The organism is Methanobrevibacter sp. V74, assembly GCF_963082495.1.
GTDB lineage: Archaea > Methanobacteriota > Methanobacteria > Methanobacteriales > Methanobacteriaceae > Methanocatella.
Genome location: NZ_CAUJAN010000002.1, coordinates 239,099 through 264,782 on the forward strand (window position 1 = coordinate 239,099; position 25,684 = coordinate 264,782).

General features: G+C 29.7%; 19 protein-coding genes and 1 tRNA gene. 6 read left to right on the forward strand and 14 right to left on the reverse strand.

Annotated features, from left to right (window positions below; all coding sequences use genetic code 11):
• Nucleotides 1-114: 114 nt before the first annotated feature.
• The 4 genes from cysS to cysE all read right to left on the reverse strand — a co-directional run bounded on the left by cysS (nucleotide 115) and on the right by cysE (nucleotide 2,726).
• Nucleotides 115-1,461, reverse strand: a complete 1,347-nt coding sequence (cysS, locus tag Q9969_RS03860; protein ID WP_305554654.1) for a cysteine--tRNA ligase — start codon at nucleotides 1,459-1,461, stop codon at nucleotides 115-117.
• A gap of 31 nt (nucleotides 1,462-1,492) precedes the next feature.
• Nucleotides 1,493-1,563, reverse strand: a tRNA-Cys gene (locus Q9969_RS03865).
• Between the two features lie 73 nt (nucleotides 1,564-1,636).
• The gene (locus tag Q9969_RS03870; RefSeq protein ID WP_305554657.1) at nucleotides 1,637-2,011 is read right to left on the reverse strand and encodes a transcriptional regulator; all 375 of its coding nucleotides are present in this window, start codon (nucleotides 2,009-2,011) and stop codon (nucleotides 1,637-1,639) included.
• Between the two features lies 1 nt (nucleotide 2,012).
• A complete protein-coding gene (gene cysE, locus Q9969_RS03875; RefSeq protein WP_305554660.1) occupies nucleotides 2,013-2,726 on the reverse strand; it encodes a serine O-acetyltransferase in 714 nt (237 codons plus the stop codon).
• 247 nt (nucleotides 2,727-2,973) lie between these two features.
• Between cysE and Q9969_RS03880 the strand changes: the two genes are divergently transcribed.
• The 3 genes from Q9969_RS03880 to Q9969_RS03890 all read left to right on the forward strand — a co-directional run bounded on the left by Q9969_RS03880 (nucleotide 2,974) and on the right by Q9969_RS03890 (nucleotide 5,458).
• Complete coding sequence (locus tag Q9969_RS03880; protein WP_305554663.1) at nucleotides 2,974-3,189, forward strand: hypothetical protein; 216 nt, start codon at nucleotides 2,974-2,976, stop codon at nucleotides 3,187-3,189.
• Between the two features lie 1,446 nt (nucleotides 3,190-4,635).
• On the forward strand, nucleotides 4,636-5,136 hold the full coding sequence (locus Q9969_RS03885; protein ID WP_305555011.1) for a transposase: 501 nt from the start codon (nucleotides 4,636-4,638) through the stop codon (nucleotides 5,134-5,136).
• A gap of 1 nt (nucleotide 5,137) precedes the next feature.
• The gene (locus Q9969_RS03890) at nucleotides 5,138-5,458 is read left to right on the forward strand and encodes a transposase (RefSeq protein WP_305554666.1); all 321 of its coding nucleotides are present in this window, start codon (nucleotides 5,138-5,140) and stop codon (nucleotides 5,456-5,458) included.
• Between the two features lie 311 nt (nucleotides 5,459-5,769).
• Here the strand turns inward: Q9969_RS03890 and cysK are convergent, their stop codons facing one another.
• The 5 genes from cysK to Q9969_RS03915 all read right to left on the reverse strand — a co-directional run bounded on the left by cysK (nucleotide 5,770) and on the right by Q9969_RS03915 (nucleotide 10,543).
• Nucleotides 5,770-6,717: a cysteine synthase A gene (gene cysK, locus Q9969_RS03895; RefSeq protein ID WP_305554669.1), complete on the reverse strand. Its 948-nt coding sequence runs from the start codon at nucleotides 6,715-6,717 to the stop codon at nucleotides 5,770-5,772.
• Nucleotides 6,718-6,859: 142 nt separating this feature from the next.
• A complete protein-coding gene (gene nth / locus Q9969_RS03900; protein ID WP_305555014.1) occupies nucleotides 6,860-7,489 on the reverse strand; it encodes an endonuclease III in 630 nt (209 codons plus the stop codon).
• Nucleotides 7,489-8,805 carry a 3-phosphoshikimate 1-carboxyvinyltransferase gene (gene aroA / locus Q9969_RS03905; RefSeq protein WP_305513787.1) on the reverse strand — a complete coding sequence of 439 codons (1,317 nt, stop codon included), beginning with the start codon at nucleotides 8,803-8,805 and terminating at the stop codon, nucleotides 7,489-7,491. Before aroA ends, nth begins: the two co-directional genes overlap by 1 nt.
• Nucleotides 8,806-9,089: 284 nt before the next feature.
• Nucleotides 9,090-9,386, reverse strand: coding sequence for a hypothetical protein (locus Q9969_RS03910; RefSeq protein ID WP_305554672.1), 297 nt, complete (start codon nucleotides 9,384-9,386; stop codon nucleotides 9,090-9,092).
• Nucleotides 9,347-10,543 carry an AAA family ATPase gene (locus tag Q9969_RS03915; RefSeq protein ID WP_305554675.1) on the reverse strand — a complete coding sequence of 399 codons (1,197 nt, stop codon included), beginning with the start codon at nucleotides 10,541-10,543 and terminating at the stop codon, nucleotides 9,347-9,349. Before Q9969_RS03915 ends, Q9969_RS03910 begins: the two co-directional genes overlap by 40 nt.
• A gap of 605 nt (nucleotides 10,544-11,148) precedes the next feature.
• Here Q9969_RS03915 and Q9969_RS03920 point away from each other — a divergent pair.
• Nucleotides 11,149-12,189 (forward strand): hypothetical protein, encoded by a 1,041-nt coding sequence (locus Q9969_RS03920; RefSeq protein WP_305554678.1) that lies wholly within the window; start codon nucleotides 11,149-11,151, stop codon nucleotides 12,187-12,189.
• 115 nt (nucleotides 12,190-12,304) lie between these two features.
• On the opposite strand, the gene Q9969_RS03925 is transcribed toward Q9969_RS03920, so the two are convergent.
• Entirely contained in the window at nucleotides 12,305-14,191 is a 1,887-nt protein-coding gene (locus Q9969_RS03925; protein WP_305554681.1) for a GNAT family N-acetyltransferase, read from the reverse strand.
• Nucleotides 14,192-14,603: 412 nt separating this feature from the next.
• Between Q9969_RS03925 and Q9969_RS03930 the strand changes: the two genes are divergently transcribed.
• On the forward strand, nucleotides 14,604-14,735 hold the full coding sequence (locus Q9969_RS03930; protein ID WP_305554684.1) for a hypothetical protein: 132 nt from the start codon (nucleotides 14,604-14,606) through the stop codon (nucleotides 14,733-14,735).
• 536 nt (nucleotides 14,736-15,271) lie between these two features.
• On the opposite strand, the gene Q9969_RS03935 is transcribed toward Q9969_RS03930, so the two are convergent.
• The 4 genes from Q9969_RS03935 to Q9969_RS03950 are packed head-to-tail and all read right to left on the reverse strand — an operon-like array spanning nucleotide 15,272 to nucleotide 20,778.
• Entirely contained in the window at nucleotides 15,272-16,186 is a 915-nt protein-coding gene (locus Q9969_RS03935; protein WP_305554687.1) for a hypothetical protein, read from the reverse strand.
• A complete protein-coding gene (locus tag Q9969_RS03940; protein ID WP_305554690.1) occupies nucleotides 16,183-17,187 on the reverse strand; it encodes an Ig-like domain repeat protein in 1,005 nt (334 codons plus the stop codon). Before Q9969_RS03940 ends, Q9969_RS03935 begins: the two co-directional genes overlap by 4 nt.
• Complete coding sequence (locus Q9969_RS03945; protein WP_305554693.1) at nucleotides 17,184-17,897, reverse strand: Ig-like domain-containing protein; 714 nt, start codon at nucleotides 17,895-17,897, stop codon at nucleotides 17,184-17,186. The genes Q9969_RS03940 and Q9969_RS03945 overlap by 4 nt, the downstream gene beginning before the upstream one ends.
• Nucleotides 17,890-20,778, reverse strand: coding sequence for a hypothetical protein (locus Q9969_RS03950; protein WP_305554696.1), 2,889 nt, complete (start codon nucleotides 20,776-20,778; stop codon nucleotides 17,890-17,892). The genes Q9969_RS03945 and Q9969_RS03950 overlap by 8 nt, the downstream gene beginning before the upstream one ends.
• A 189-nt stretch (nucleotides 20,779-20,967) precedes the next feature.
• Here Q9969_RS03950 and Q9969_RS03955 point away from each other — a divergent pair, with 189 nt between their 5' ends.
• Nucleotides 20,968-25,365: an Ig-like domain repeat protein gene (locus Q9969_RS03955; protein ID WP_305554699.1), complete on the forward strand. Its 4,398-nt coding sequence runs from the start codon at nucleotides 20,968-20,970 to the stop codon at nucleotides 25,363-25,365.
• Nucleotides 25,366-25,684: the final 319 nt, after the last annotated feature.

The window sequence follows — 25,684 nt, forward strand, 5'->3', positions numbered from 1 at the left end:
TATTTCCTGAATGACAGGGATTTTTCATATGAGGATATAATGTCTAACTGGACATTAAAAACAAATTTAAAGACAATAAACAGTTAAAATAAAAAAAGAAGAGAAATAATTCTCTTAATCATTAATGTCATAACCTAAATCCTGAAGGTTATTACGGATTTTGTCTGACAAATCATATTGTTTGTTAGCCCTCAGCTCTGATCTTACTTCAAAAATCAAACCAAGTAAATCATCTGCCCCGGCATTTACTTCTTCGCTCTTAAAACTAACTCCTAAAATATGAGCCGCATCATCTAAAAATGCTTTAATAGCTATCTTATCATCATCAGATAAATCATCTAGTTCATTTTTAGTATCATTGATTAGTCCAAAGACTGATGCAATAGCTTTTGGAGTATTGAAATCATCATCCATACTTTCAAAGAATTCTTTTTTATGAGATAATAAAACATCACTATCAGGTATGCTGTCGCATACTTCAACATCTAAAAGTTCATAATATTTTCTAATTCTATCCAAACTTCTTTCAGATTGGTGAAGCGAATCTTTTGAAAAGTCAATCGGACTTCTATAATGGGTAGATAAAACAAAGAATCTGAATGTATCTGCTTCATAATTTTCAAGTAACTGGCGAATTGTTATGAAGTTATGAAGTGACTTTGACATTTTTTCTCCATTTACATTTAAAAATCCTGTGTGTAACCAGTATCTGACCATTGGAGATTTTCCGGAAACCGCTTCCATTTGAGTAATTTCGGCTTCATGGTGTGGGAAAATCAAGTCAAGTCCTCCACCATGTACATCGTATTGCTCTCCAAAGTAAAGTTCGGTGATTGCAGTATCTTCAATATGCCATCCAGGCCTTCCATCACCCCATGGAGATGACCATACCGGTTCATCAATTCCAATACGTTTTTTCCAGAGCGCAAAATCCTGTCGGTTTTTCTTGGTAGTCTCGCCAATATCGCGATGAGATTCTAACTCTTCAACATTTCTGTTAGATAATTTTCCAAATTCCTCAAACTTATCTATTTCAAAGTAAACCCCGTCTTCAGTTTCATATGCAAATCCCTTATCAATTAATCTTTGAATTTGATTTAAGATTTCAGGCATGTGATCTGTTGCTCTTGCAAATAAGTTTACACCATCAACATGTAATTTATGCATATCTTCACGATATCTTTTTTCAAACTTACGAACAAGAACTTCAGAGGGAATTCCGCTTTCTTTAGAACGGTTGATTATTTTATCATCAATATCAGTTACGTTTTGAATGTAAAATACAGAATAACCCTTATATTCCAAGTATCTTTTAATTGTATCAAAGGAAATGTAAGTTCTTCCATGCCCAATGTGAGCATCATCATAAACAGTAGGACCGCAAACGAATAAGTTGACCCTATTTTTGTTAATAGTTTTAAAATCTTGTTTATTACGAGTTAAAGTTGAATAAATTTTCATTAAATAAACCTCGAAAAAAAAGTAATTGAAAAGGCAAGTGAGGGACTTGAACCCCCGTATTATGGTCTGCAGCCACACACCTAGCCACTCGGTAAACTTGCCACTAAAATTAATAGGATAATAAGTTATTGGTAATTAATAGTTAATAAATATTACTATTTTTTCCAATATTTTCCTATTTTGAATCAGACCCCATACATGTTTGACAGTCTTCTCCAAGTTCAGACTTATCAATATTTAGTTGCTCTAGAACATCACTTGTTTTGACATTTTTACATATATTGCAAGTTCTTGGAATTAAATCCACTTTTGTAGCTTCGCCTTCAGATAGCTGGCGGGCAAATTCTTTAATCATGTCCTTTACGTTATCATCCAGCTTAATTCCGCTGCCTCTTTTATCAGTGATATATTGAGACACTGCAGGTTGAGTTATATCCATTAGTTTTGAAACATCCTTTTGTTTCATATCTAAATTTAAAAGTTCCTTTGCTAATTCTGATCTGATTGCCGGTATTACATACCATACTACAATTTCACATGGTGGTTTCATTTTAATCACTATCTATTTTTAATAAATCTCCACAATCCTCATTTTCATCGGTTTTATCTTCACTAACACAAATTCCATTTTTATCCAGTAAAATTTGTATAAGTTTTTCATTATCTTCAATTTGCTTTTCTAAAGTTTTAATTGCACTGGCAACAGGGTCTGGAAGTTTGTTATGATCTAAGTCAACAACATGCCTTTTATGTTTACTTCTAACAATTCTTCCAGGAACACCAACACATGTTGATTCAGGCGGAACGTCTTTTAGTACAACTGCACCAGTACCTATTTTAGAATACTCCCCAATGGTAATATTGCCCATTATTTTAGCACCAGAACCAATAATGACACCTTTTTCAATTGTAGGATGCCTTTTGGTTTTTTGAGTTGTAGTTCCTCCCAGCACAACACCCTGATAAATTAATACATCATCACCGACAATTGCTGTTTCACCAACAACAATACCCATTCCATGATCAATAAAAACCCTATCGCCAAACTGTGCACCGGGATGTATTTCAATACCTGTAAGAAAACGAGAAAAAGTTGAGAGAACACGAGCTAAAAATTTTAATGAATGATTCCATAAATAATGACTAATTCTATGGAACAATATTGCATAAAATCCAGGATAACAGAAAAATACCTCAATTGTAGAACGCATTGCAGGGTCTTTTTCTTTGATTACCTTTACCTCACTTCTCAACCTATCAAACATATAAAATCTCCAAAGCCATATATCATATAATATATAACATATGGTATATATACTATTGGGAATATGATAAAGAGCTGATTGCAGTTTTTTTCTCTATCATGTTTTAACTAAGTACAGTATGAATATTATAGGAAATATGATTTACTTTTTCTTTCTCCAATGTTGATTATATTTCTTTTTTTTTTAGAAATGATGGTAGGTCATGAATGCACTGATTTTTTTATAATTTTTTTGTTTATTTTTCCAGATGTTTGTTAATATCTCTGGTGAAGCTGTATATCCTCGTGAATTATTGCTTAGGTTGATTTTGATGAGTGTTTTTGATGATGGATTGCCTTCTCGTGAAATTGATAGGAGAACAAGAAACGATGTCAGTTTATATGTATTTTGGCAGGAATGCAAAAACATTCTTTCAGAACAATTGCACGATTCAAGGTTGATAACCCTGATTTTGATTGGATAAATCATTTAAAACAACCATAAAAAAAATTGCAAAAGAAGAAAAACTTAGTTAAAATTCATCATGTAAGTTTAAACGACACTAAAATCAAAACAAAAATTTCAGTGAATAAATTAACAAATAAACAACAATCAAAATAATGAAACAACACTTAGAAGAAAGCAATGAACTAGATGAATAAGAAGATGATGAATTGAGTGAAAAATCTGGAAAATAGTGTTCAAAAACATTTAACTGATAAAGAAAAAATTCCCATCAAACTGTTGAAAAAATCAATAAATATATCTGATAAGGATAGAAACAAAGATAAATTAAAATCTTCCAGATGGTGTGACACAATTGTGGTTTTTTAATTTTTATTGGCATTTATGTGGTTATTTTACCATTTTGGTTTATTTCGTTCTATATTTTGTTTAGATTGTGTCCGATTGCATATAGTTTGAATTCCATGTTTGTATTTTTTTCCAGATATTGAGTGTTGGCAGAAATTATTGAGATTTAAATATTATTTAATTTTTAACCTATTTTCCTATTTTTATTAAACTTTGTTCAATTTTAATTCGTGAAAATTTTTTTCCATAAATTCATTTTTTTTATATTGGCCTTGTAATTATAGGTATTTTAATCTAATTATTTGTAAAAATTATTAATATTTAATTTTGATATTTTATTACTTATTATTCTAGCTATAAGTTATTTAAATCTATTTATATTAGAAATAACTAATATATAATTAGTTATAGTTAATTCTATAATTGTTTAATTTAATATAGGAGTTTTTGATTGATATGATTTTGGATAACTATATTTTGAGCGAAAAAAGTAGGGAAATTGAAGAAATGGAAGATGAATTTCAACTTATGTATCTTGCATCAACAATCGTTATTTGATGGTGCGTTTAATTTCTTTAAAATCAAACGAAAAATTTCCAATGTTGGAAAACCACCTTTTGACCTCAAAGATATGATAAAACTAATTTTTTATGGATATATTAATAAAATAACAAGCACTGTGGAGTTAGCTTATAATGCAAAGTACAATTATTTGTATAATTTAATTTCACATTTTATAGAACCAAGTGACAGAACAATACGAGATTATTGTAAGTATTTTTCAACAAATTTACCAATTAATTATGAGTTTTATTCTGATTGTAGCCAATAGAATTGGATTAACTGATTTTGAACATATTGCAATTGATGGAACAATAAAAAAAATGCTTACAATTCTTCATTCAATATAATCAAAGAAAAAAGATATTATTTTATTAATAAAGCATTATTTGGTCGAAGAATTAACAAAAGATGAAATTAAAAAGCTTAGAAGAACCATACGAAAATTTTTAGATGATAAATCAAAATCAGATAAAGAAAAAGTTGAAATTCTTTTTTTTTTTTTTTTTTTTATTGGTGGCAGTTGTTGGACTATTCTGGACAGGTATCGTTAGCTTTGAATGATCATGATGCTCGACTGATGAAAGTTAAAGATAATGGACAAAAGTATCCTAAATTTTCATTTAATATTCAATTGGGAACTGATACGAAATCGAAGTTAATATGTGGAGTTAATGCAGTTCAAAATCCTACGGATCATTATCAAATTCCAGCATTAATGAATCAAATCCTCGTTAATCTAAAATTACAACCCACAAAAATTAGCGCGGATACAATCTATTCAACACTAGCAAATTTACAATATCTCGAGAAATTAGGTATAACTGCTTTAATTCCAACAAAACAGCAAAATAGAGAGAATTCAGGTAATCTACCTGACAATCCATTTGCTATAGATTATTTTGTTTTTGATGAATATAAAAATGTTTTTATTTGTCCCAATAATGAAGAATTAACTCTTGATGGAGCATATCCTGCCCCACAAAAAAAGGAGGAGGAAATAAAATCCCAAATTAGTCTATTCAAACTACCTAGCCTGCAAAAATTACAAATATAAAGTGAAATGCTATACAACCAACCATAGAGCAATAACAAGGTACGTCCACGAAGTTACATACAAAGTTGAAAGATTAATGTCTACTAAAGATAGAATAAAAGACTATAAATTACGTTCAAAGACTGTAGAAGCACATAACGGAACTTTCAAAAGAATTTACAACTATGATTATCTTCCAATAGTTGGTTTAAAAAGAGTACAAAATCAAATGTTCACAATCGTAGCATCATACAACCTAATAAGATTGTTTAATCTTATTAAAGAGAATAAAATGGATTTACATTCAGTCATTAGTGCAATAAAGTTCATATCACTAACTTAAAAAAATATTGAAAAAAAGCTAAAGGATAAAATGAAAAATGTTCAAAATCTAATAATTTCTGCCAACACTCATATTGTCCTACATAACACAAGAAGCAACAATATACATGTATAACAAAAGAATATATCCATTTACAATATATTCAGAGCTCTTCCAATCAATATTATGGACTTTAGATTCATGAGCAAACATTGAAAATACTCAACATATCTCTTCAAAAGAGTATTAGAATAATCAGTGATTTCAGTATTTTGTATACTGCAGCACCTTGTGTGAAGTAAATGGATAGAGTGTTTTTTATATAGCTTATCTTATTCAAATAGCCAATCTACAGAGAGATACCTCTCACCATTATCCGGTAAGATGGCAATTATTCTTTTACCTTTATTTTCTTCCCGTTTAGCTAATTGTAAAGCGGCCCAAGTAGCAGCTCCTGAAGAAATACCTGCAAAAATGCCTTCATCTTTAGCAAGCCAAATTAAGGTTTTTCCTGCTTCATCACTAGGTACTGGAATAATCTCATCAATAAAATCCGAGTCATAAATTGATGGAACAAATCCTGCACCAATTCCTTGGATTTTATGAGGTCCTTTTACACCTTTAGCCAATGTTTGTGATTCTTCTGGTTCCACAGCAACAATCTTGACATTGGGAATAACTTCTTTTAATGCTTTACCAATACCTGTGACAGTACCTCCAGTACCTACACCTGCAACAATGAAATCCACATTTCCTTCAGTGTCTCTTAAAATTTCCTGTCCGGTTGTTCTGTAGTGGATAGCTACATTAGCTTCATTGTCAAACTGTCCTAAAATAACTGAGTTAGGATTTTCTTTGTGCAGTTCTTCTGCTTTTGCAATAGCTCCACCCATACCTTCCGAACCTGGAGTTAATACAATTTCAGCACCATAAATAGCTAAAAGTTTTCTTCTTTCAACAGACATGGTTTCAGGCATTGTCAATATTACTTTATAACCTTTTGCAGCGGCGGCAAACCCAATTCCAATACCTGTGTTTCCACTAGTTGGTTCAATAATAACAGAACCTTCTTTAAGCAATCCTTTTTCCTCTGCATCTTCAATCATTGCAACGGCAACACGATCTTTTACACTGCCTGTTGGATTGAATGCTTCCATTTTTACATCAATTTCAGCATCTAAATCTTTTGTCAAATTGTTCAGCCTTATAATCGGTGTGTTTCCGATTGCATCGACAACACTGTCAAGTACTCCTCTTTTTAATTCAGGGACATTTGCCATATTTTATTCTCCTAGTAGATTATTTGTTTTTAATGGTATATTAAAAGGGTTATCTTAAAGTCATATAACTATTGTTATAACAACTGGTGATATATAACATTGTTCAGTCATATAAATGTTTTGAAAAAAATAATTTTAAAAATTAAATATTCCCCTTAAAATAATCACAAATCTCAATACATGGGCAAATCTCACATTGGGGAGACATTGGCTTACAAATATTTTGACCGAACTGAACCATCAAATCATTTAACTTAATCCACAAATCTTTAGGAGCAATTTTAGTAAGCTCAACTTCAGTATCTTCAGGGTTTTTAGTATCTACTAAACCTAACCTATTTGAGATTCTGTGAACATGAGTATCAACTGGAATTGCTGGAAGTTCAAAAGCAAAAACCATTACACAATTGGCAGTTTTTCTGCCTACTCCAGGAAGTTTTAGCATTTCTTCAACAGTATCTGGAACCTCCCCACCATATTGGTCAATTAAAATTTGGGAAACTTCCTGAATTCTTACCGCTTTCACATTATAAAATCCGGCTGGTCTGATTAACTCTTTTACATCATCAATCGGAGCTTCTGCAACTTCATAAATATTTCTATATTTGGAAAATAAATTATTAGTAGCTTGATCTGTGTTTTCATCACGAGTTCTCTGAGACAAAATAGTTCTAATTAATACCTGATATGGATCATGGTCTTGAAATGTCCTTATCTCAAAAGTATTTTCCAAACATTCAACCAATCTAATTACTCTTTCTTCTTTATTCATCATACCAACTCCAATTCAAAACCCAGTTTTGCCATTGTTTCTATAAAATTAGGGAATGAAACATCGAACACTTCCCCATTCGTGATTTCAATGTCATGTCTAAGACCTATCAGGGAAAATGCCATTGCAAGTCTGTGATCCCCATGAGAATCAACAGTGCCTGACGATACCCCACCAGTTATGCTCATTCCATCTTCATGTTCTTCCAATTTGCACCCAAGTTTTTCCAACTCGCGGCAAGTGGTGTCAATCCTATCAGTTTCTTTTAATCTTGCATGAGCAACACCAGTGATATTTGATGTTCCTTCAGCCATTGCCGCTAGAACTGCAACAGTGATTAATAAATCTGGAGCATTGGACAAATCAACATCGATTGCCTTTAAATTACCTCCTGATGCAATTTCAACATAATCCTCCCCACGGACAATAGTTGCACCCATTTTCTGAAGGATATCTAAAATAAATCTATCTCCCTGTTTTGATGTTCTAAATAGATTCTTAATTCTGGCACTGCCGCCATTAATGGCAATCAATGCAAGCAAATAGGATGCAGAGGAATAATCTCCTTCAACCGTGTAATCACAAGCGACATATTCCTGTTTAGGAATTTTGAATTCATCAATCCTGCAACTTTGGTGTTCCCGATTGCATGAATCATGCTTTAAATAATAAGATTTGATTGACCTAATACCGAATTTCCTCATAATGTCCCAAGTCATATGAACATAAGGTTTTGATTTAAATTCAGGCAGCACGTATAAATTAACACCACAGTCAGACAATGGTGCGGATATTAAAATTGATGAAATGAACTGTGAACTAACATTGCCCATAATATTAGTTTCGCCACCAAGATAACCCGGCTTAATCAATATTGGCGCTTTATCATCATCATTTAATGATACTGTTTCAACTCCCAATGGTTTTAAAGCATCCATTAAAAGACCCATTGGCCTTGTCTGAAGAGACTCATCACCAGTTAGAATAACCTCATTATCACTTAATGCAGATACTGATGTCATCAATCTAAGCGTAGTTCCTGAATTTGCAAGATCAATTGGCCCCTCACAGGAATTATGGAGTCTACCATTAGTTCCTATAACTTCCAAATAATTATCTTTCCTGTTAATTTGAGCACCTAACGCTTTACACACCCTAATAGATGCCAAAGTATCTTCAGAGAATAGCATATCATAAAGTTTAGATGTGCCTTTAGCTAGTGAAGCCAATATAACTGCTCTGTGAGAATAACTTTTAGATGGAGGTGCTTTAACCTCCCCACCAATATTTGAAACAATTTTTACCTTAAGAATCATCTTATCCCAACAAAAAGATATTGAACATGACATTATCTTCCTAACTTTTCTATAATAAAATCTGATTTCATTGGTTAATTAAATTTGTGGAATTATGTTAAAAAAATGAAATTAACATACCTCAATAAGGCATACTGTAAAAATAAATAGATGTGAATTTAAAATATACCCCTGCACAGTTCCTAATTTTTAATATTTCGTTGTTTTTATACACAGTTCAGTTAGTCAAATATTAATCCTTTGTAAATAAAAAATAAGAAATCAAATATTATTAAACAGGATAATCATAAAAAAGAAAATGTTTTCGGAGGTATGAATATCATATCATCTCTTTTTTCAATGCAATCTGTTTTATTTGAAACTACAATACCATAATCTGCATCATATTTATTTATAGCTTTCTTTACTTGTCTTTTTGTTTTATCATCTATTCCAGATTCAATTGGTATTGCATTTCCAAATGATTTTTGAACAATGAAATCAACACCACCCTTTTGAGAATCATAATACACATTGAAATCAAATGATACATTATTATTGCTTAAATTAAATAAATTTGATGCAATTTGGTTTTCAAGCAATATCCCCTCATATTCACTTGTGATCCCGCACTATTTCCAAATTTTTTATTTATGCAATTTCTTATATTGGGTGTTGCAAAATTATATTTCCATGGTTTTTTTACTTTTTTTGAAGTGCCACCATATGCTTCACTATGAAATATTAATTGTGTTTTTTCTAAAGTGTTAATAATGTTGTTAATAGTTGTTTTACTGCAATCTAAATAATTTGACAATTTATCATGAGATATTTCTCCTGGTTTTTGAGATGCTAAATATACTAATGTTTTATAAGTTAAATTTTGATTATTCTTATTTAAATTAAAAACATTGCCCATATCAATAGTTATCACTTTGGAAATTATTGACCATGATTTAGATACGATAATGTCTTCAAATTTAATGTTGAATGTTGTCGGAAAACCTCCATAATTTAAATAAATATTCCAATCATTTAAAGGATAGTTATCTAGACTTAATAATTCTTTTTGAATTGTTGATTCTTTTTCCTGTGCGTTTTCAACTTCCCCTGTGAATATTAAATCAAATAAATCTTTTTGAATGTCTGTCCGGTAGTTATATTTTAGGTTTAAGTGTTCACTATAATTTAAAGGCATTACTGGCAATATATTAAGTCTTCTTGCGGCATCAGGATTATAATTTAAGTGAAGTGAAGATGATCCTGTCAATATTAGAAAAACATATGGTGATTCATCAAAGATAACTTTGCCATTCATAGCCCAATTTTTATCAAAATGAGCCTCATCAATGAAAACAAAGACTGGTTTATCTAAAAGAGCAGGAGTAGTGTTGTGAATCTTATCCAAATAGATTTCTATTATTTTTTCGATATCGCTTTCACCTGCAAAATTTGTAGTTTCACAGGAAATATATAATAAATCATTGGAATTGAAGTTTTTTTCTTTTAATAAATACTCATAGCATTGAAATAGAATTGTTGTTTTTCCAACACCTCTAATTCCCGGCAATACAAAATACCTTTCCTCGGATTCATTATTTAAAAAACTATCAATCATTGATTTAAGTTTTCTGAATTCATATTTACTATTAAATTCAATGCCATTATATGACAGTCTCCTGTTTAAAATCATTGGAACTTCAGATAACTGTTTCTGTATATAATTATAAATTACATCATCCATATTAACCAAAACCATTTTTTACATCACAACGGGACTGTCAATTTGTTAGGACTTTTGATAACATCTTGTGTTTATTTTTTCAAAGTCTTTTTTCCAGCCTTCTTTTAATTAATTTTTTACTTCTTAATTTTTCGTTAAATTTATATATTGGTTATGGTTTAGTTTTTTTTTAGTTTTTATATTTTTTTATTTTTCATGAAATTATTTCGTTATATTATCGTTTAATTTTGATATATATTAACAATAATTTTTAAAATTAATTATTTATGATTATAAACTTTTTATAGTTTATTTTAAGTGTAATTAACTATTTATAGTATGGAAGACAAATAATTATATATGTACAGCAAAATTAAATGCCTTCCATATCTTAAATTGGTTGGCGAAGCTTATATATTTATCGGTGCATTTAAGGATCCAGTTCGAAATGGATTTTTGGTTGAAAAAGATTTTGATGAAAAAATTTATCCTCAATTAATTTTGCCTATTGGTGCTATTCTCGACGATGATTACTTTGTTAATAGTCAGGGTATTGTTGAAGAACGTGAACCTTATTGTAAACATTGTGGTGCTAAAAAATTTTCTAGAAAAGGATATAATTGGAGATTGTTCAACTTTATTTGGATGATGGAACTCCTGTTAGAATTAAAGTTAAGCGATATAAATGTAAAAAATGTAAAAAGAAGTTCCAAGTTGAATTCACTGAATACTGGGGAAAATTCTGCAATTATTCCAATAAAATGAAAAACAAAGCAAAAACACTCCTACAACACGGATGGAAATCACTAAGAAACATTGGAAATGATTTTAAAACGTTATTGAACTTTAGTATTTCACATGAGTCAGTTAGAAAAGCTTTAAAAACTGATGACGGACAGTACTGGTTAAACGAAGAACTAGAACTCTCAGGATATTATGGATATGATGCCCAATGGGTCAGAAATGAAGGAAAATGGATATACAGACTAGATATATTTGATATAATCAATAATATACCCGTAGCATGCCTAATATCCAAAAAAGAAACATCAAAAATAATTTACGATTTCATTGACATATCAATCCCTTTAAAACACCGCAAAGCAATAATAACTGACTTAAAAGAAGACTATGAACAAATAATGATAAAATTAGGCTTTGCACACCAACACTGCACATTCCACCTAATAAAAAACATGACAACCAACTTAAAACCAAAAATAAACGAAGAACTCAATAAATACGAAACAGAATTACGAAAAAACAACACAAAAATCTCAGAAAACAAAATCAAAAAAATGAGAAAAAAGAAAAAAGAAGAAATATCTGATAAAATAAAAATATATGTTGGATTATTTTACGAATTATTCCACCAACAATCACTTGAAAAAGCAATAAGTTACATAGAACTATTAAAATATGAATTAAAGAATTTTCCAAAGATGATGCAAGACTACTTAAATAAAAATTTCTTCCCAGTTTACAGAAAATATCTAATATTCCTTGAAAAAGACCATATTGGAAGATTAGATAGTACAAACAACAAAATAGAAAATTACTTCGGAAATACATTAAATAAACACACAAAAAGAATCTATAGAACTCCTGAGGGAATATTTGACTATATCACGACAAGAAAAGATGGGTGGATAGAAAATCAAAAAAAAGTCCTAACAAAATGACAGTCCCATCACAACAGTTGTTTATAATTTATAAACATACATATATAAAAACATGTTCATAAATAGAAAACATTACTATGGTGACTAAAAAAAAATCCTGCGAGTGAATTTAAATTCACTCAGTATTTTTAAAAAACTCTTTACCGCTTTTAGAAATCATCTCCTGTACAATAACACAATCAGCAATATATATAGAATCATTTTCTTTTTGAGCTAATTTTAAATGCTGTTTGATATATTTAAGAGAGAGTTCAATAAATTCCCCATCATTATTGTCCAAATATTTCGAAAAGTCATTAAAATCAAATTTATTTAAAAACGTGTCATAAAAATCAATCCATTGGTTCTGCTTTATGAATTCCTCACCATTTGGAGTTAATGTTACTTTTTCAGACCTGAATACATCCAAAGGTATCCGGTTTTCAGCTATCCTATCAATGAGTTCCTGTTTTTTGCCGGAAATTTTCAAATTATTTTCCCTTAAAATATTTTTCAAATCCTTGATTGTTAGTGAATCATGAGCGAATTCATCCCAGTTATCATAATTAACTTCATCATTGATTAAATCCTGCATAAACAGTTGTGATTCTACTGACTGTGAAGTCATTGCTCCTTTCATTCCCGCCATTGCCTTTGCAATCTTTAAACTATTATGTTTTTTAAGTGACTTTAAAATTCTGAAGACATAAATGTCATGGCTTATCGGATAATCTTTTCCATAATATGTGTCGTCAAGTTTGTATTTGTCATCATTAGGTCCCCACATCATCTCAGCGATAGGATATGGTGAGTCAAGATTCAAACCAAGAGAAGACATATCCAAATACTCTCCATCAGGCAATTGCAATTCATTTTCATCATGATCATCAACCAACTCAAGAAACTTGTTGGAAAACTCTTCATCATCATTCATTGCATTAACTATTAGGTTTTCAAATTCATTTTCATCATCCGAGAGTACGGCATTGAAAATACTGGCACCCAATTCTTTATTATCACTTATCATGTCAAAAAACTCTTTCATGATTTGTATATCTTCATCCTCTGCTTCAGGCGAATCTAAAAATTCCTGAAATTCTTCAAATAACATGGAATCTGGCATTTCGCCAAGAATCAGCTTAGTTACCCTTTCATCAATATCCTCATCACTTATCTCTCCAGCTTCATATTCCTTTATTAGTTGCTGTTTGATTTCTAAAGCCCTGTTCTGAGAAATTATTTCATTGTCAACGATTTCTTGCATAAAACCGGATAAACCTTCACCATCACCGACAATTACCTCATAACTCCATTTTTCTCTAGGCAGTTCCTCTTTCAATTCATGCAATAGTTTTTCAAACTCATTCTGATTTTTAAAAAATAATTCAGCAGTGCCCTTGAAATATTCTTCAGTCAATTCCTTTCTCTCGCCATACTTTCTTAAATCGTTTTCAAGCAGGTTGTGATAGATTACCTCACCGGAATCGACAAGAATGGTTGAACAGATTCCTAAATCATAAAAATTTGACAATAGCGTCTCGTTGGATATTTCATTTCTCATGTTGGATTTTACATCCCATTCATCAAAATAGAAGTCTATTCCGCTTACAACAATATCATCATTCACCTTTTTTGCAAAGGAATAATCGATTAGCAATTCAACAAGGTTTCGTGTTGGTTGTAGAATTCCAAATTGAGGTGCTGAAAAAATCATTTTACATATTTCATTGAAGAATATTTGTTTTCCTCTAAATTCAGGTAATACATAACATTCAGTTAACACCAATGTTAATTGATCATGCAATTCAAATGTTGCAAATCCAACAACTTTATTTTCATATACTAGTTCCTCAAAAACAAAGCACATCTCATTTTCAAGATAATACTCTTCATTATTCATTGATTCTATAATGTATGGATAGTCCTTGAGAATTTCTTCAGTATCCATAGAATCAAAATCAGATTCGGCAGAAATCATTACAGGCATTCCGTCTTCATGAATTACATAATTGACATTTGACATTTATTCACAACCTAACTTATAATTAATATTCATATATATTCGATTACTATAAATAATTTTTTCATATTTTCCAACCCAGTTAATTTAAGTTTAGCTTACTTATTTAAATCTTTTATTTGATATTATATTATATGATTTATTTTTTTACTTGTTTTATGGGTTTTTGATTATTTTTTTGATTTAGGAGTTGTTTTTGATGATAAATTTCATGGAATATTGTAATGAAACTTGGGCAAACTTAGATAAATATGAAAATCGAAAATTATATAATATGATGATGGAAAAGTGCATTTTGTTCGAAATCGAAAAACTACTTTAGAAAGTATAATCAAATATCCTTTCTATGATTGTGGTCGAACAACTGCTGTAGAAGCTATAAAATTTTATTAGAAGTGATAAGAAGGATAAAAATATGACTTTAACTAAATCCGATATTTCTCAAAGAAGAAAATTGCTTAATCATATTTGCTATGTAGACATGAATGAAGACTTTATCGACGGAATTTACAATGACCCGTATAGACCAGGTCTTTATAAAGGATAATCAATACTGGCAGGTGATACCAGCATCTGCGATGCACCAAATATTGGATACACAGAAAAACAACTAAAAGAATTAAATAATCCTCACCTCAATAGATTAAAAAAGGAATTAATCAGATTTTAGAGTCCTCATGCATAAGCAGATACACAAACAGATTTCATATTAACTTCTACAATAACCAATAGTAAAAAGAGGATGTGACATGACTCAAGATTGTATAATTTTAAATGATTTAAATTAATCAAATTTGGAAACTACAATTTATTTAAAAACACTAAATATTCCAAAAAAAACATCCAATAAAATAATGTCCTTTAAAATTAAATGACAGATTAAAGTGTTAAATATTAAAGTCCTATAAGTTCTTTAATCTTCTAATGAGTGTCCACCAAATCTCAAAAATTAATTTTTGACAAATACATAATGCTTCAATTGTAAAATAAAGAAAATTTTACCCTTAAATGAATTTACTTTTGGAGAACACCCTAATAAAAATGAAAAAAAATGAAGTGATGGTTTTTTTAGTATGCATGAGTTTATTTTTTAACTTTTATGACATTAGTGTTTTTAACCCCACCGTAAAATGTTTTGATTTTATACTTACCCACTTTCAAACTACCCAATTTAATTTTCGCAACACCAAAATTATTTGTCCTAACCACATATTTCCTACCTTTAAACTTAAAAACAACCCTCTTATATTTAAGCTTCACACCCTTCTTATCCAACAATTTCGCAGAATAAATTAAAGTTTTACCTTTCCTCACAACCTTATTCTTAGTTATTAACGTTGGCTTAACTATTATTTTATTTTTAACCCTAACACCTTTATAAATAGCAGTTATCATATACTTACCCACTTTTAATTCAAGCCTTAAATTAACATAACCATTACCATCACTTTTCACTTTAACACTTCTTTTGTTTATTTTAATAGTGACAATTGCATTTTTAACCGGAACATTATTATTCAATATACGCAGTTTATAATTCTTATACCCACCATAATACTGAATAACATCCTTATTTCCAAAAATCCTATAATTATCCAACTTAACATTAAAATTACCAGCAGCCATTGCCATTGCATTAGAATCAGACCCCTGATAAGTAGCAGTGAAATTATAAAAACCATTTTTAAACTCACCAAGATTCCTAAAACCCACACCATTTACAACAACAACCTTATAAATAATACCATTAATCTCAAGAACAACATCACCAGTTATTTTACGATTATACCCATCAACTAAATTCACATGAACCATCAAATCATCATCCTCATTAATACTGGCAATACTCACTTTCAATACACTTTCAATCTGATTCAAAATAAGAATTTTAGATATTGTTTCTGATTCATAATTATCATCACCACAATAAGTAACAATTAAATTATAAGAACCTTTACCTAACGGACTGATCAACCATGAACTAACACCACCACTCACTGTTTTATTTTTCTTGGCGAATACTGACCCTGAATATGAAAAGTAACATTACCTTTAGCATCAACATTTAAAAAAGCATCAATACGAATATTTTTATTCAACACCAAAGAACTAGTATTAACCATCAATGAAGGCTTTGCTTTTTTAACATTAACCTTAACAGCATTTGTTGAACCCTGATAAATTTCATCACCATTATACTTTGCACTTAAAAGATATTCACCAGCAGGAATATTCCTAAACACAGCACTTACCTGATTACCAGTTAAATTCAATATTTTAACCTGATTATTTAAAGTAAACACCACAGTACCACTCGCACCAGACGTAACAGTTGCTCTCACCACAATATCCTCACCATAACTAATAAACTCAGATGCAGATACCACAATCTGAGACAAATGAGATTTAATACTAAACTTAGTACTCACAGTCTGATTCGTATACTTACAATCCCCACCATAACATATTACCAAATCATGCTCACCTAAACTCAAATCAGAAATTGAAACATTCACCTTCACCCTACCATTCACCAATGCCTTATTAATTACAACACCATCTATTTTAAAAGTAATATTACCAGTTGCATCAACCGGCAATGTTACAATAATCGTTTCACTCACACCAAAAATAACATCCTCAATATTAACATTCATAACCGCAGGCTTTACTGTAATCACATCAAATTTAGTTATATTCTTATAAATAACAGTCACATCATACTTACCTACACTAGTAACAACCGGCAATTTAGCAATACCATTTACATCAGTAGTTAAATATATTGTTCGATTCTGGAATAAAACAGTTAAATTAGCATGTTCATAAGGATTACCCTCACTATCAAATAAACCAATAATATAATAACCCACCTCATGCTCATTAATATCCAAACAACTACAATTGATAACAGCCTTTCCTTCAATAAAAGTTGTCACATTCCAAGAAGCATAGGAATAATGACTATCCCCACCATAATGCACATAAATATAATTCACACCTCTCTTGAATTTAGAACAGAAAAATTACATGACCCATTAGTCAAATTCATAATCAACATATCATTATTAATATACAATCTCACCTCACCAGTACAATCAACATAATCTGTTTTAACAAAAACATTACCAGTCAAATCATCATTACTAATAAACACTGACAAAGCAGTAGTCCTCATAGAAACAGTAAAAGTAGCACTGGCACTAGATTGATCATATTTTTCATCACCAGGATAAAAAACACTAACATGATATGTACCATTACTAAGATTAGTAATAGTAATCGGAGTCACAGTATTGTTAATGAAAACTGTAATATTCTCACCATTAATAGATAATTTTGCCTCCCCGCGAACATCCCCTGGATCAATTGTAAGATTAATAATTGCATCCTCACCAGCACCAATATCCTCAACATTTAAAGTTAAATTGGTTTTCCATTTACTCACAATAAAAGTAGTATATGCAACACCACCCTCATAATACTCATCACTATCAAAAACCACACTAATATTATACACACCAACATTTCTCCTAATTTTTAAAATCCTCATAGACTGAGTACTGGCATCTTTAGCAAAATGTCCATTAACATATAACTTACCATTTAATTTCGCAGAACCCGGTGAAATAGTAATAATTATCTGACCCTCTTCACCATATTTAACTTCAGGAGCAACTACACTAATATTAGTAGGTATCTTATACACAAAAAACAAAACACCGCTTCAATATTTTAAAATACTCACCATCACCACCATAATCAATCCACATAGTATAATTATTAGGTTTTAATACATCAGGAATAGTAAAACTGCACTCAGAATCTTTCAGACCCAATATAACTTTCTTATTATTATATCTCAAAGTTATATTCCCAGTCGGTTGCATGGTGAGATTTCCATTGATTTTCACATGAAACGTTATATTCCCATCATTATATGTTATATTATTATAACATACATCCATTTCAGCAAATTCTTTACCCACATCAACCAAAGCACTACTCTTAAAATTCAAAATATTACTATAAATAACATATTCACCTTTAACATGAGTATAATTGAAACTAAACGTATACTTATCTTTTAAAAGAGTGGTTATATTCTTATACTCACCATTCTCATCAATTGTTGTAATAGTTGTATTTAACCCCGGTGTTAATAACTTATCCCAATCATTAAAAACCATATAATCAACACCATTAGTCAAACCCAAAGACAAAGTAATATTCCTAGTTTCATTAAGCTTAATCGGAACATACTCATCAAAATAAGGAACAAAATAATAATTAGGATTCGCATGTATAATAACACTAGACGGATTCAAACAGTAGAAATTATAATTAATATTGCATACTCCATCCATAGTATTATATAAAAGGCTACATAGACCATATACTCCTGAATAGTATTCTGTGTTTATCATGTAATTGTACATGTATGTTAACTTTCCAGTATTATATATATTAATTGAACCCTCAAGTCTATCATTTTCTGCTGGTCGATTATTGTCAAGAATACAACCAGTTATTTTCATTTCTCCATCGTTTTTAATGAGTCCATAAAATACATGCCAGTTATTATTGGTTTTTTTGTAAATATAATTGTTTTTAATAATAGATTTGGTTATATTCATTTTAGCATTTTTATAATTATAAATTACACCAGAATATACTTCAACAATATATACAAATATTTGACCATCAGGTTGTTCAACATAGTTACGCTTATCATCAGCACGCCCATGGCTTTGTATAATTTCACAGTTTTCAATATTTGCAACATTATTATTCCATACAGCTGCACCAACACCATTACATTCACTAAATATTGTATTATTAATATTTAATTGATTATTATTATAGATACCTCCACATTTATTTATTACAGCATTATTTACGGTTAATACTCCATTATTATATATTACTCTTCCTGTGGATCCATTTATTAATGTATTGTTTATGTTTAGTGTTTCTGCATTGTATAATGTTCCACCATTCCTTCCAGTGATTTTCTGGAATGTGGAGTTTAATATTGTTAAATCCTTGTTGTTGTATATTGCTCCACCATCTCTTCCAGTTATTGTATTAAATGAGCAATTTTCAATGAGAATATTGTTATTGTTATATATTGCCCCACCATCTCTTCCAGTTATTGTATTAAATGAGCAATTTTCAATGAGAATATTGTTATTGTTATATATTGCCCCACCATCAACGGGTTTACTTACTATATGAATACCATCATATACAGTTTTAATTCTATAGTTATTATAAAAATATTCATGATTTATTTGTTGGTTAGTGGATTTTACTTCTATTGTTGAAGTAGTTGAAGATAATATGTTATTGAATATTGTATTTCTTTGTATTATATTTCCCTCATTATAAATTATCCTATAGTTTATATTGGTGAAATTCACATTATTAAGCGATAATTCCGCCCTATTGTAAATTATTCCCTTTAATATATTAGCATCTAACGCTAGATTGAGGAGCATTAAAGTATTTTTGAATTGTGTATTTGTTATTTTTAAGTTTCCGTTGTTGGTTATTAACCCATTTTCATTTGTGGTGGGCACTTGGTAGTATTGGTTAATATTTTCTATTTTACAATTTATAATTTCTAATTCAGCATCATTTTTTATTAAACCTATACTATTTTCTTTAAATGTACAGTTTATTAATTGTAGTTTTCCTTTATTTGAGATTATGTAGTGGTTGTTTCCACTGAATGTTAAATTAATTAAGGTTATCTGTATGTTATTGTTTACTTCAAGTAGTGTTTTTGTTTTTTGAAGTATGAATGATGCATTGTTTCCTATGATGGTGATGTTTTTATTGATTTGTAATGTTTCAACATCATCTTGTATGAATTGTATGTTGTTTAATTTTATTGTTCCATTATTTTTAGCTTGTTCTATTGCTTTTTTTAGGGATTTTACACTATTGTTCCAAGTTCCATTTGAAGAAATATTGTTATCTACTAGTATTTGTGTATTATTTAAGTTATTTATTATTGTATTTATGTATTTTTTGAAGTATAATGGATTAGAATATGTATGGAATAGGTGCGTTGTTAGGTGACTATTTTCATGAACGGTGTAATTAAATAGTATATCTGCATGATATTGTTTCCATGTTTTTATTTCAGGTAAGTTTTGTTCTCCAATATTTATTTTTTTGATTATGGTGTTGTTTTCATAAATTGTGACGTTGTGTGTGGGAAATTCTCCATCGTGTTCCGTTGCTAAAAATGTTAAGTGCATATTTATTGTTATGTTTCCAGTTGTTTCAAAATTTGTTGTGTCATTCACTGTTAATGTAATTATTGTGTTCCATGGTTCGAATTTTCTTAGTATTTCTTCATTATTTTTTTTTAATATGTCTTGTTGATTTATATTTTGCTTATGTTGTGATAGTGCATCTTTCATATTTCCGGTGGCATCTATCGTATTTTCATTAAATTGTATTATATTTTCGTCTGTTGATTCTAAGGTTTGGTTGTCGTTTTCGGTTGCATTAATACTAGTTATATTTACTAATATTATTAGGATCAAAATAATTATAAAATATTTTTTTATTCTCATTTTTCACATTCCCCATTATACCCCTTCTTAAAATATGTAATTTTTCATTCCTATTTTACTATAAGTAAAGATAGAATTATATACCTTTCCCAATATATTATAGATTATTAGATATAATTATTAAAATATTGTTAACAAATTATCTTAATAAAATATCTAATATCAAATAATATTAAATAGGAGATATTTATGAAAAAAATGCTTTTATTAATTGTTTTCATGATGTTTTTTGTAGGAATATCCTGTGTTTCAGCAGAAAACATGAATGAAATAGGTGCTTCATCATCGGATGATGTGATTTCTCTAGATGATGATTCAAATTTTATTGTTGCAAAAGAGGTTAATGAAACTAACTTAAATACAGATTCATTTGAAATAAATAATGAAAATTCAATTTCTAGTTCATATAATACAAATTTACAAGAGTTAAATCAAAACGATATTGTAAAAACAGACGAATTATTAAAAAAATCAAATAATCAATCAAATAGAATCTTAAAAGAAGATAATGATGGAAATGGATTGTTAGGTGATGGTGTTAATTTAAAACACATTTATGTTTCACCAAATGGTAATGGCAGTGGTTTAGATGAGAATACTCCGGGAGATTTTATAACAATATTAAAAAATATTGAAGATAATACTGTTATCCATATGCTTAATGGAAATTATACACTTTTAAATATTACTCCCTATTGGGATGGAAATTTCTATCATTATATTAAAATTGAATCAAAGAATAATATAAGTATTATTGGAGAAAATCCAGATAAAGTAAAAATAATATTTTCCAAACTAAACCAAAAAAAATACAGACCAGCATTAATATTTAGTTTGATTAATAATAATAATTTTAAATTTGAAAATATTACATTTAGTGCTACTAAAGATGATCCCAAAATAAGAATGTTGCGTTCTTATTTCTGGTTGAATAGGCATAGTTATATTTTTGAAAATTGTAGATTTATAAATGCCCGTTCAGAACAAGCACTTATGGAAAGGTGTTGGATTACTAATCTAACTATTAATAATTGTTATTTTACCTCCACGGATGGAGAACTTATAGGATATGAAATTATGGGAGGTGTTGATGGAATAGTTTTAATAAATAATACTATTTTTAAAAATTGTTGCAGATATCCTGACGGTAAACTAATACTTGTTGGTAATTGTAGTATTTTCAATTCTCAATTTCTAGAATATGAAAACAATTATTTAATTGATCTATATGGAGGCAATTTAACTATTGAAAATAATACTTTTGATCGCCCATATATTATTACTCTTACCGAGGATTATGGCACCTATCCTAATTGTAAAAATTTCCGTTCACATTCCACTCTTACTTTTTTAAATGGTGAGGATAGTGTTAATGTTACTTGTGGTGATGTTATTAATCTTAATGCTTCTTTAGTTGATGATTCAGGTAATATTCTTAGTCTTTATAAATTGAGATTCACTCTTTTCGAAAAAAACCTTGCATATACTAAGGGAGTTTATAATATGGAAGTTACTGTTCCTGATGTGCCTGGTGAATACTACCTTGATGTTAATGATGAAATGTTTACCAAATACCTAGGCAACTGCACTGTAAAAATTCCTACTTTTATTGTTAAAGAAGCCCCTACATTCACATTCGAAGATAAAAACAATAGCATTTATGGTGAAGAAGTTATTATTAACATAGATTCACCAGACATTGAAAATGGAAAATTAACTTTCACTTTTAACAATACAAAAATCATTAAAAATTTCACCAACAATCACTGCAGCATTAATCTAGGAGTATTACCTGCCGGAAAATACACCATTAACGCTTACTATGCAGGTGATGAAACATTCGGCGCAAAATCATACTCAAAAACATACGAAGTAAACAAAGCAGAATCAACAATTACATTAACCAAAAATAAAGTTAATGCCATCAAAGAAAACGGTGAAGTTGGATTCTACTTCAGCCTAACTGAAATTGACAATGAAAACACAATAGGAATTATTTTACCAAACAATGCAACCGGCAAATTAACATTTAAAATAAACAACAATACCAAAATCATAGATATCAATAAAAGAAAAGTACTATTAGGCACTTTAGACAATGGCAATTACACCATTACCGTTAAATATAATGGTGATAATAATTACAATGAAAGCGAAGAGTATAATTTTACCCTAATCAACAATAAACCAAATGTTAATTTAACCCTAAATTACAATAATATAAGTTATACAAATCCATTTAACATCAATGTAACTTTAAACCAAAACGTGGTTAAAAACACCATCCTGTTTGAAGTTAGGGATTTAGAAGGTAATCTTATTAACTCCACCACCGGAATTATTAACAATAAAATCGCCAGCGCCACTTTCACTGGTTTAAACGCTGGAGAGTATAATATTGTTGCTATTTATGAAGGTGATGAAACTTATTGCAATTCCATTGTAAGTCAAAGATTTAAAGTTGATAAAATCGATTTAGAATCATTTACTTTAAAAACAGAAAAAACAATTAGTATTTATGATAACATTAAAGTGGAAGCTTTAATCCCAGTAAATGTAACAGGCACTGTAACTTTCAGATTAAATGGTTATTATGAAATAACTGCTGATCTTTCCAATAATCACGCTGAAGCCATTTTCAACAGTTTAAGTGAAGGCAACTACACAATATATGCAATCTTCAACGGTGATAACAATTATAACCCCCACGAAGAGAACATTAACATTAGCGTTGTTAAAGCTGATGTTAATTTAAATATATCTGTTGATGATGTCGATTGGGGAAACGACCTAGTAGTAGTCGTTAAAACTGATCCTAGATTCACAGGCAATGCAAGTATTAAATTAGATGATTTGGAAAAAATAGTTGAAATCACAGAAGGCATAGGTAATGCTACATTCACTAATCTTAAAGCAGGCACTTATACTATTGTTGTCAGGATTAATGAAACTGAATTTTTCAACTCCACACAAAAAAACACAACTGCAACCGTTAATAAAGTGAATTCCACTTTAACCCTAGATGATGAAATTACATTTAACTACGGAGAAACTGGCCTAACCACAGTAGAATATACCGGTGCAACAAACATTACAGCAGAAGTGACAGAACACCCTGAAGCAACAATTAGCATTGAAAACAATAAAATCATTATTTCCAATCTAAACGCAGGAAAATACACATTAAAAGTCACAACAATACCTGATGAAAACCACACCAGTATAGATAAAACAACACAAATCACCGTCAATAAATTGGATTCCAATTTAACCCTAGGTGATGAAATTATCTTTAACTACGGAGAAACTGGCCTAACCACCGTAGAATATACCGGTGCAACAAACATTACAGCAGAAGTAACAGACCACCCTGAAGCAACAATTAGCATTGAAAACAATAAAATCATTATTTCCAATCTAAACACAGGAAAATACACATTAAAAGTCACAACAATACCTGATGAAAACCACAATAGCATATATGGAACAATCAACATTACAGTAAATAAAGTAAACGCCATTCTTGATATTAGAAATGAAATCATATACAATTACGGAGGCGTTGGTTACTGTGATATCTACTCTAGTGGCGTTGATGATTTAATCTTAAGTATTGTTGATCATCCAGAAGCAATAATCAAAATTAACGAGAACGGCATTGTTAACCTTACCGGTTTAAATGCTGGATCATATATTTTAGAAGTTGTTGCTGTTCCCGACAACAATCATAATCAGGTTACCGGCAAAACTAATGTTACCGTTAATAAAATTGACTCCAAACTCACCATTCCAAATATAATATTCAATTATGGTGAATCAGGTAATGTCACCGCCAATGTTTCAAATGCCACAGGCCTTAGCAATGTTAGTGTCATAGGACATCCTGAAGCAGACATTAAAATTAATGGTTTCAAAATAATCGTTTCAGGTTTGAACATAGGCACCTATACTTTAACAGCCACTACAATTGTAGACAATAATTATAACCCAGTTACAGTTAACACTAACATCGTGGTTAACAAACTACCTACAGTAATTAGTGTAAATAATGTTAATACAGTTTACGACAGTTCCGGCAAGATCATCGTCACCTTAAAAGATATTAACGGCAATACCTTATCCGGCGAAAGTGTAACTGTTAAAGTAGGCAGTATTTCTAAAACTTTAATTACTAATGCTAAAGGTCAAGTTAGTGTTAATGTTGCAAGTTTAGTTCCTAAAAATTACATTGCAAGTATTATTTTTGCAGGTAATGATAAATTAAACATGTCTTCAAATACCGCAAAAGTAACCATCAATAAAGCAACCCCTAAACTAACAACAAAAACTTTAAAGACAAAAACTAAAACAAAAATAAAAAAAGTTACCATAACTTTAAAAAACAACGGCAAAAGTCTTAAAAAAGTCAAAGTTACTTTAAAAATCAAAGGTAAACTTTATAAAGCAAAAACCAATAATAAAGGTGTTGCTAAATTTAAAGTAACCAAATTAAACAAAAAAGGAACATACAAAGGCACTGTTAAATTCACAGGCAATACCTACTTCAAAGCTGTAAGTAAAAAAGTAAAAATTATTGTAAAAAAATAGAAAAAACAAACACTTTCTATTTTTTTCTATTTATTTTTTAAAAAAAACACACACAAAAGGGATTGAAACACTAATATTTACCCAATACTTCATAACATATTCTTATTTTATTATAAAACCAAAATTCCAACCAGACATACAAAAAAAAATCCAACCAACAACTTTTAAAATTACACCAAAACACAATTACCAAAAACAATCCTTAACTTAACTATCATAAAGTCTTCTAAAAATAACCAAACAAAATAAACATCAAAATATAAATAAAAACAACCCTTTTCCCAACTAACCCAACAGAATCCAAATATAAACAAAAAGA

Excerpts from the sequence above, each read along its gene's own strand:
- cysS (WP_305554654.1), bottom strand. The coding sequence starts at position 1,461 with ATGAAAATTTATTCAACTTTAACTCGTAATAAACAAGATTTTAAAACT.
- Q9969_RS03870 (WP_305554657.1), bottom strand. The coding sequence starts at position 2,011 with ATGAAACCACCATGTGAAATTGTAGTATGGTATGTAATACCGGCAATC.
- cysE (WP_305554660.1), bottom strand. The coding sequence starts at position 2,726 with ATGTTTGATAGGTTGAGAAGTGAGGTAAAGGTAATCAAAGAAAAAGAC.
- Q9969_RS03880 (WP_305554663.1), top strand. The coding sequence starts at position 2,974 with ATGTTTGTTAATATCTCTGGTGAAGCTGTATATCCTCGTGAATTATTG.
- cysK (WP_305554669.1), bottom strand. The coding sequence starts at position 6,717 with ATGGCAAATGTCCCTGAATTAAAAAGAGGAGTACTTGACAGTGTTGTC.
- nth (WP_305555014.1), bottom strand. The coding sequence starts at position 7,489 with ATGAATAAAGAAGAAAGAGTAATTAGATTGGTTGAATGTTTGGAAAAT.
- aroA (WP_305513787.1), bottom strand. The coding sequence starts at position 8,805 with ATGATTCTTAAGGTAAAAATTGTTTCAAATATTGGTGGGGAGGTTAAA.
- Q9969_RS03915 (WP_305554675.1), bottom strand. The coding sequence starts at position 10,543 with ATGGTTTTGGTTAATATGGATGATGTAATTTATAATTATATACAGAAA.
- Q9969_RS03925 (WP_305554681.1), bottom strand. The coding sequence starts at position 14,191 with ATGTCAAATGTCAATTATGTAATTCATGAAGACGGAATGCCTGTAATG.
- Q9969_RS03930 (WP_305554684.1), top strand. The coding sequence starts at position 14,604 with ATGACTTTAACTAAATCCGATATTTCTCAAAGAAGAAAATTGCTTAAT.
- Q9969_RS03950 (WP_305554696.1), bottom strand. The coding sequence starts at position 20,778 with ATGAGAATAAAAAAATATTTTATAATTATTTTGATCCTAATAATATTA.
- Q9969_RS03955 (WP_305554699.1), top strand. The coding sequence starts at position 20,968 with ATGAAAAAAATGCTTTTATTAATTGTTTTCATGATGTTTTTTGTAGGA.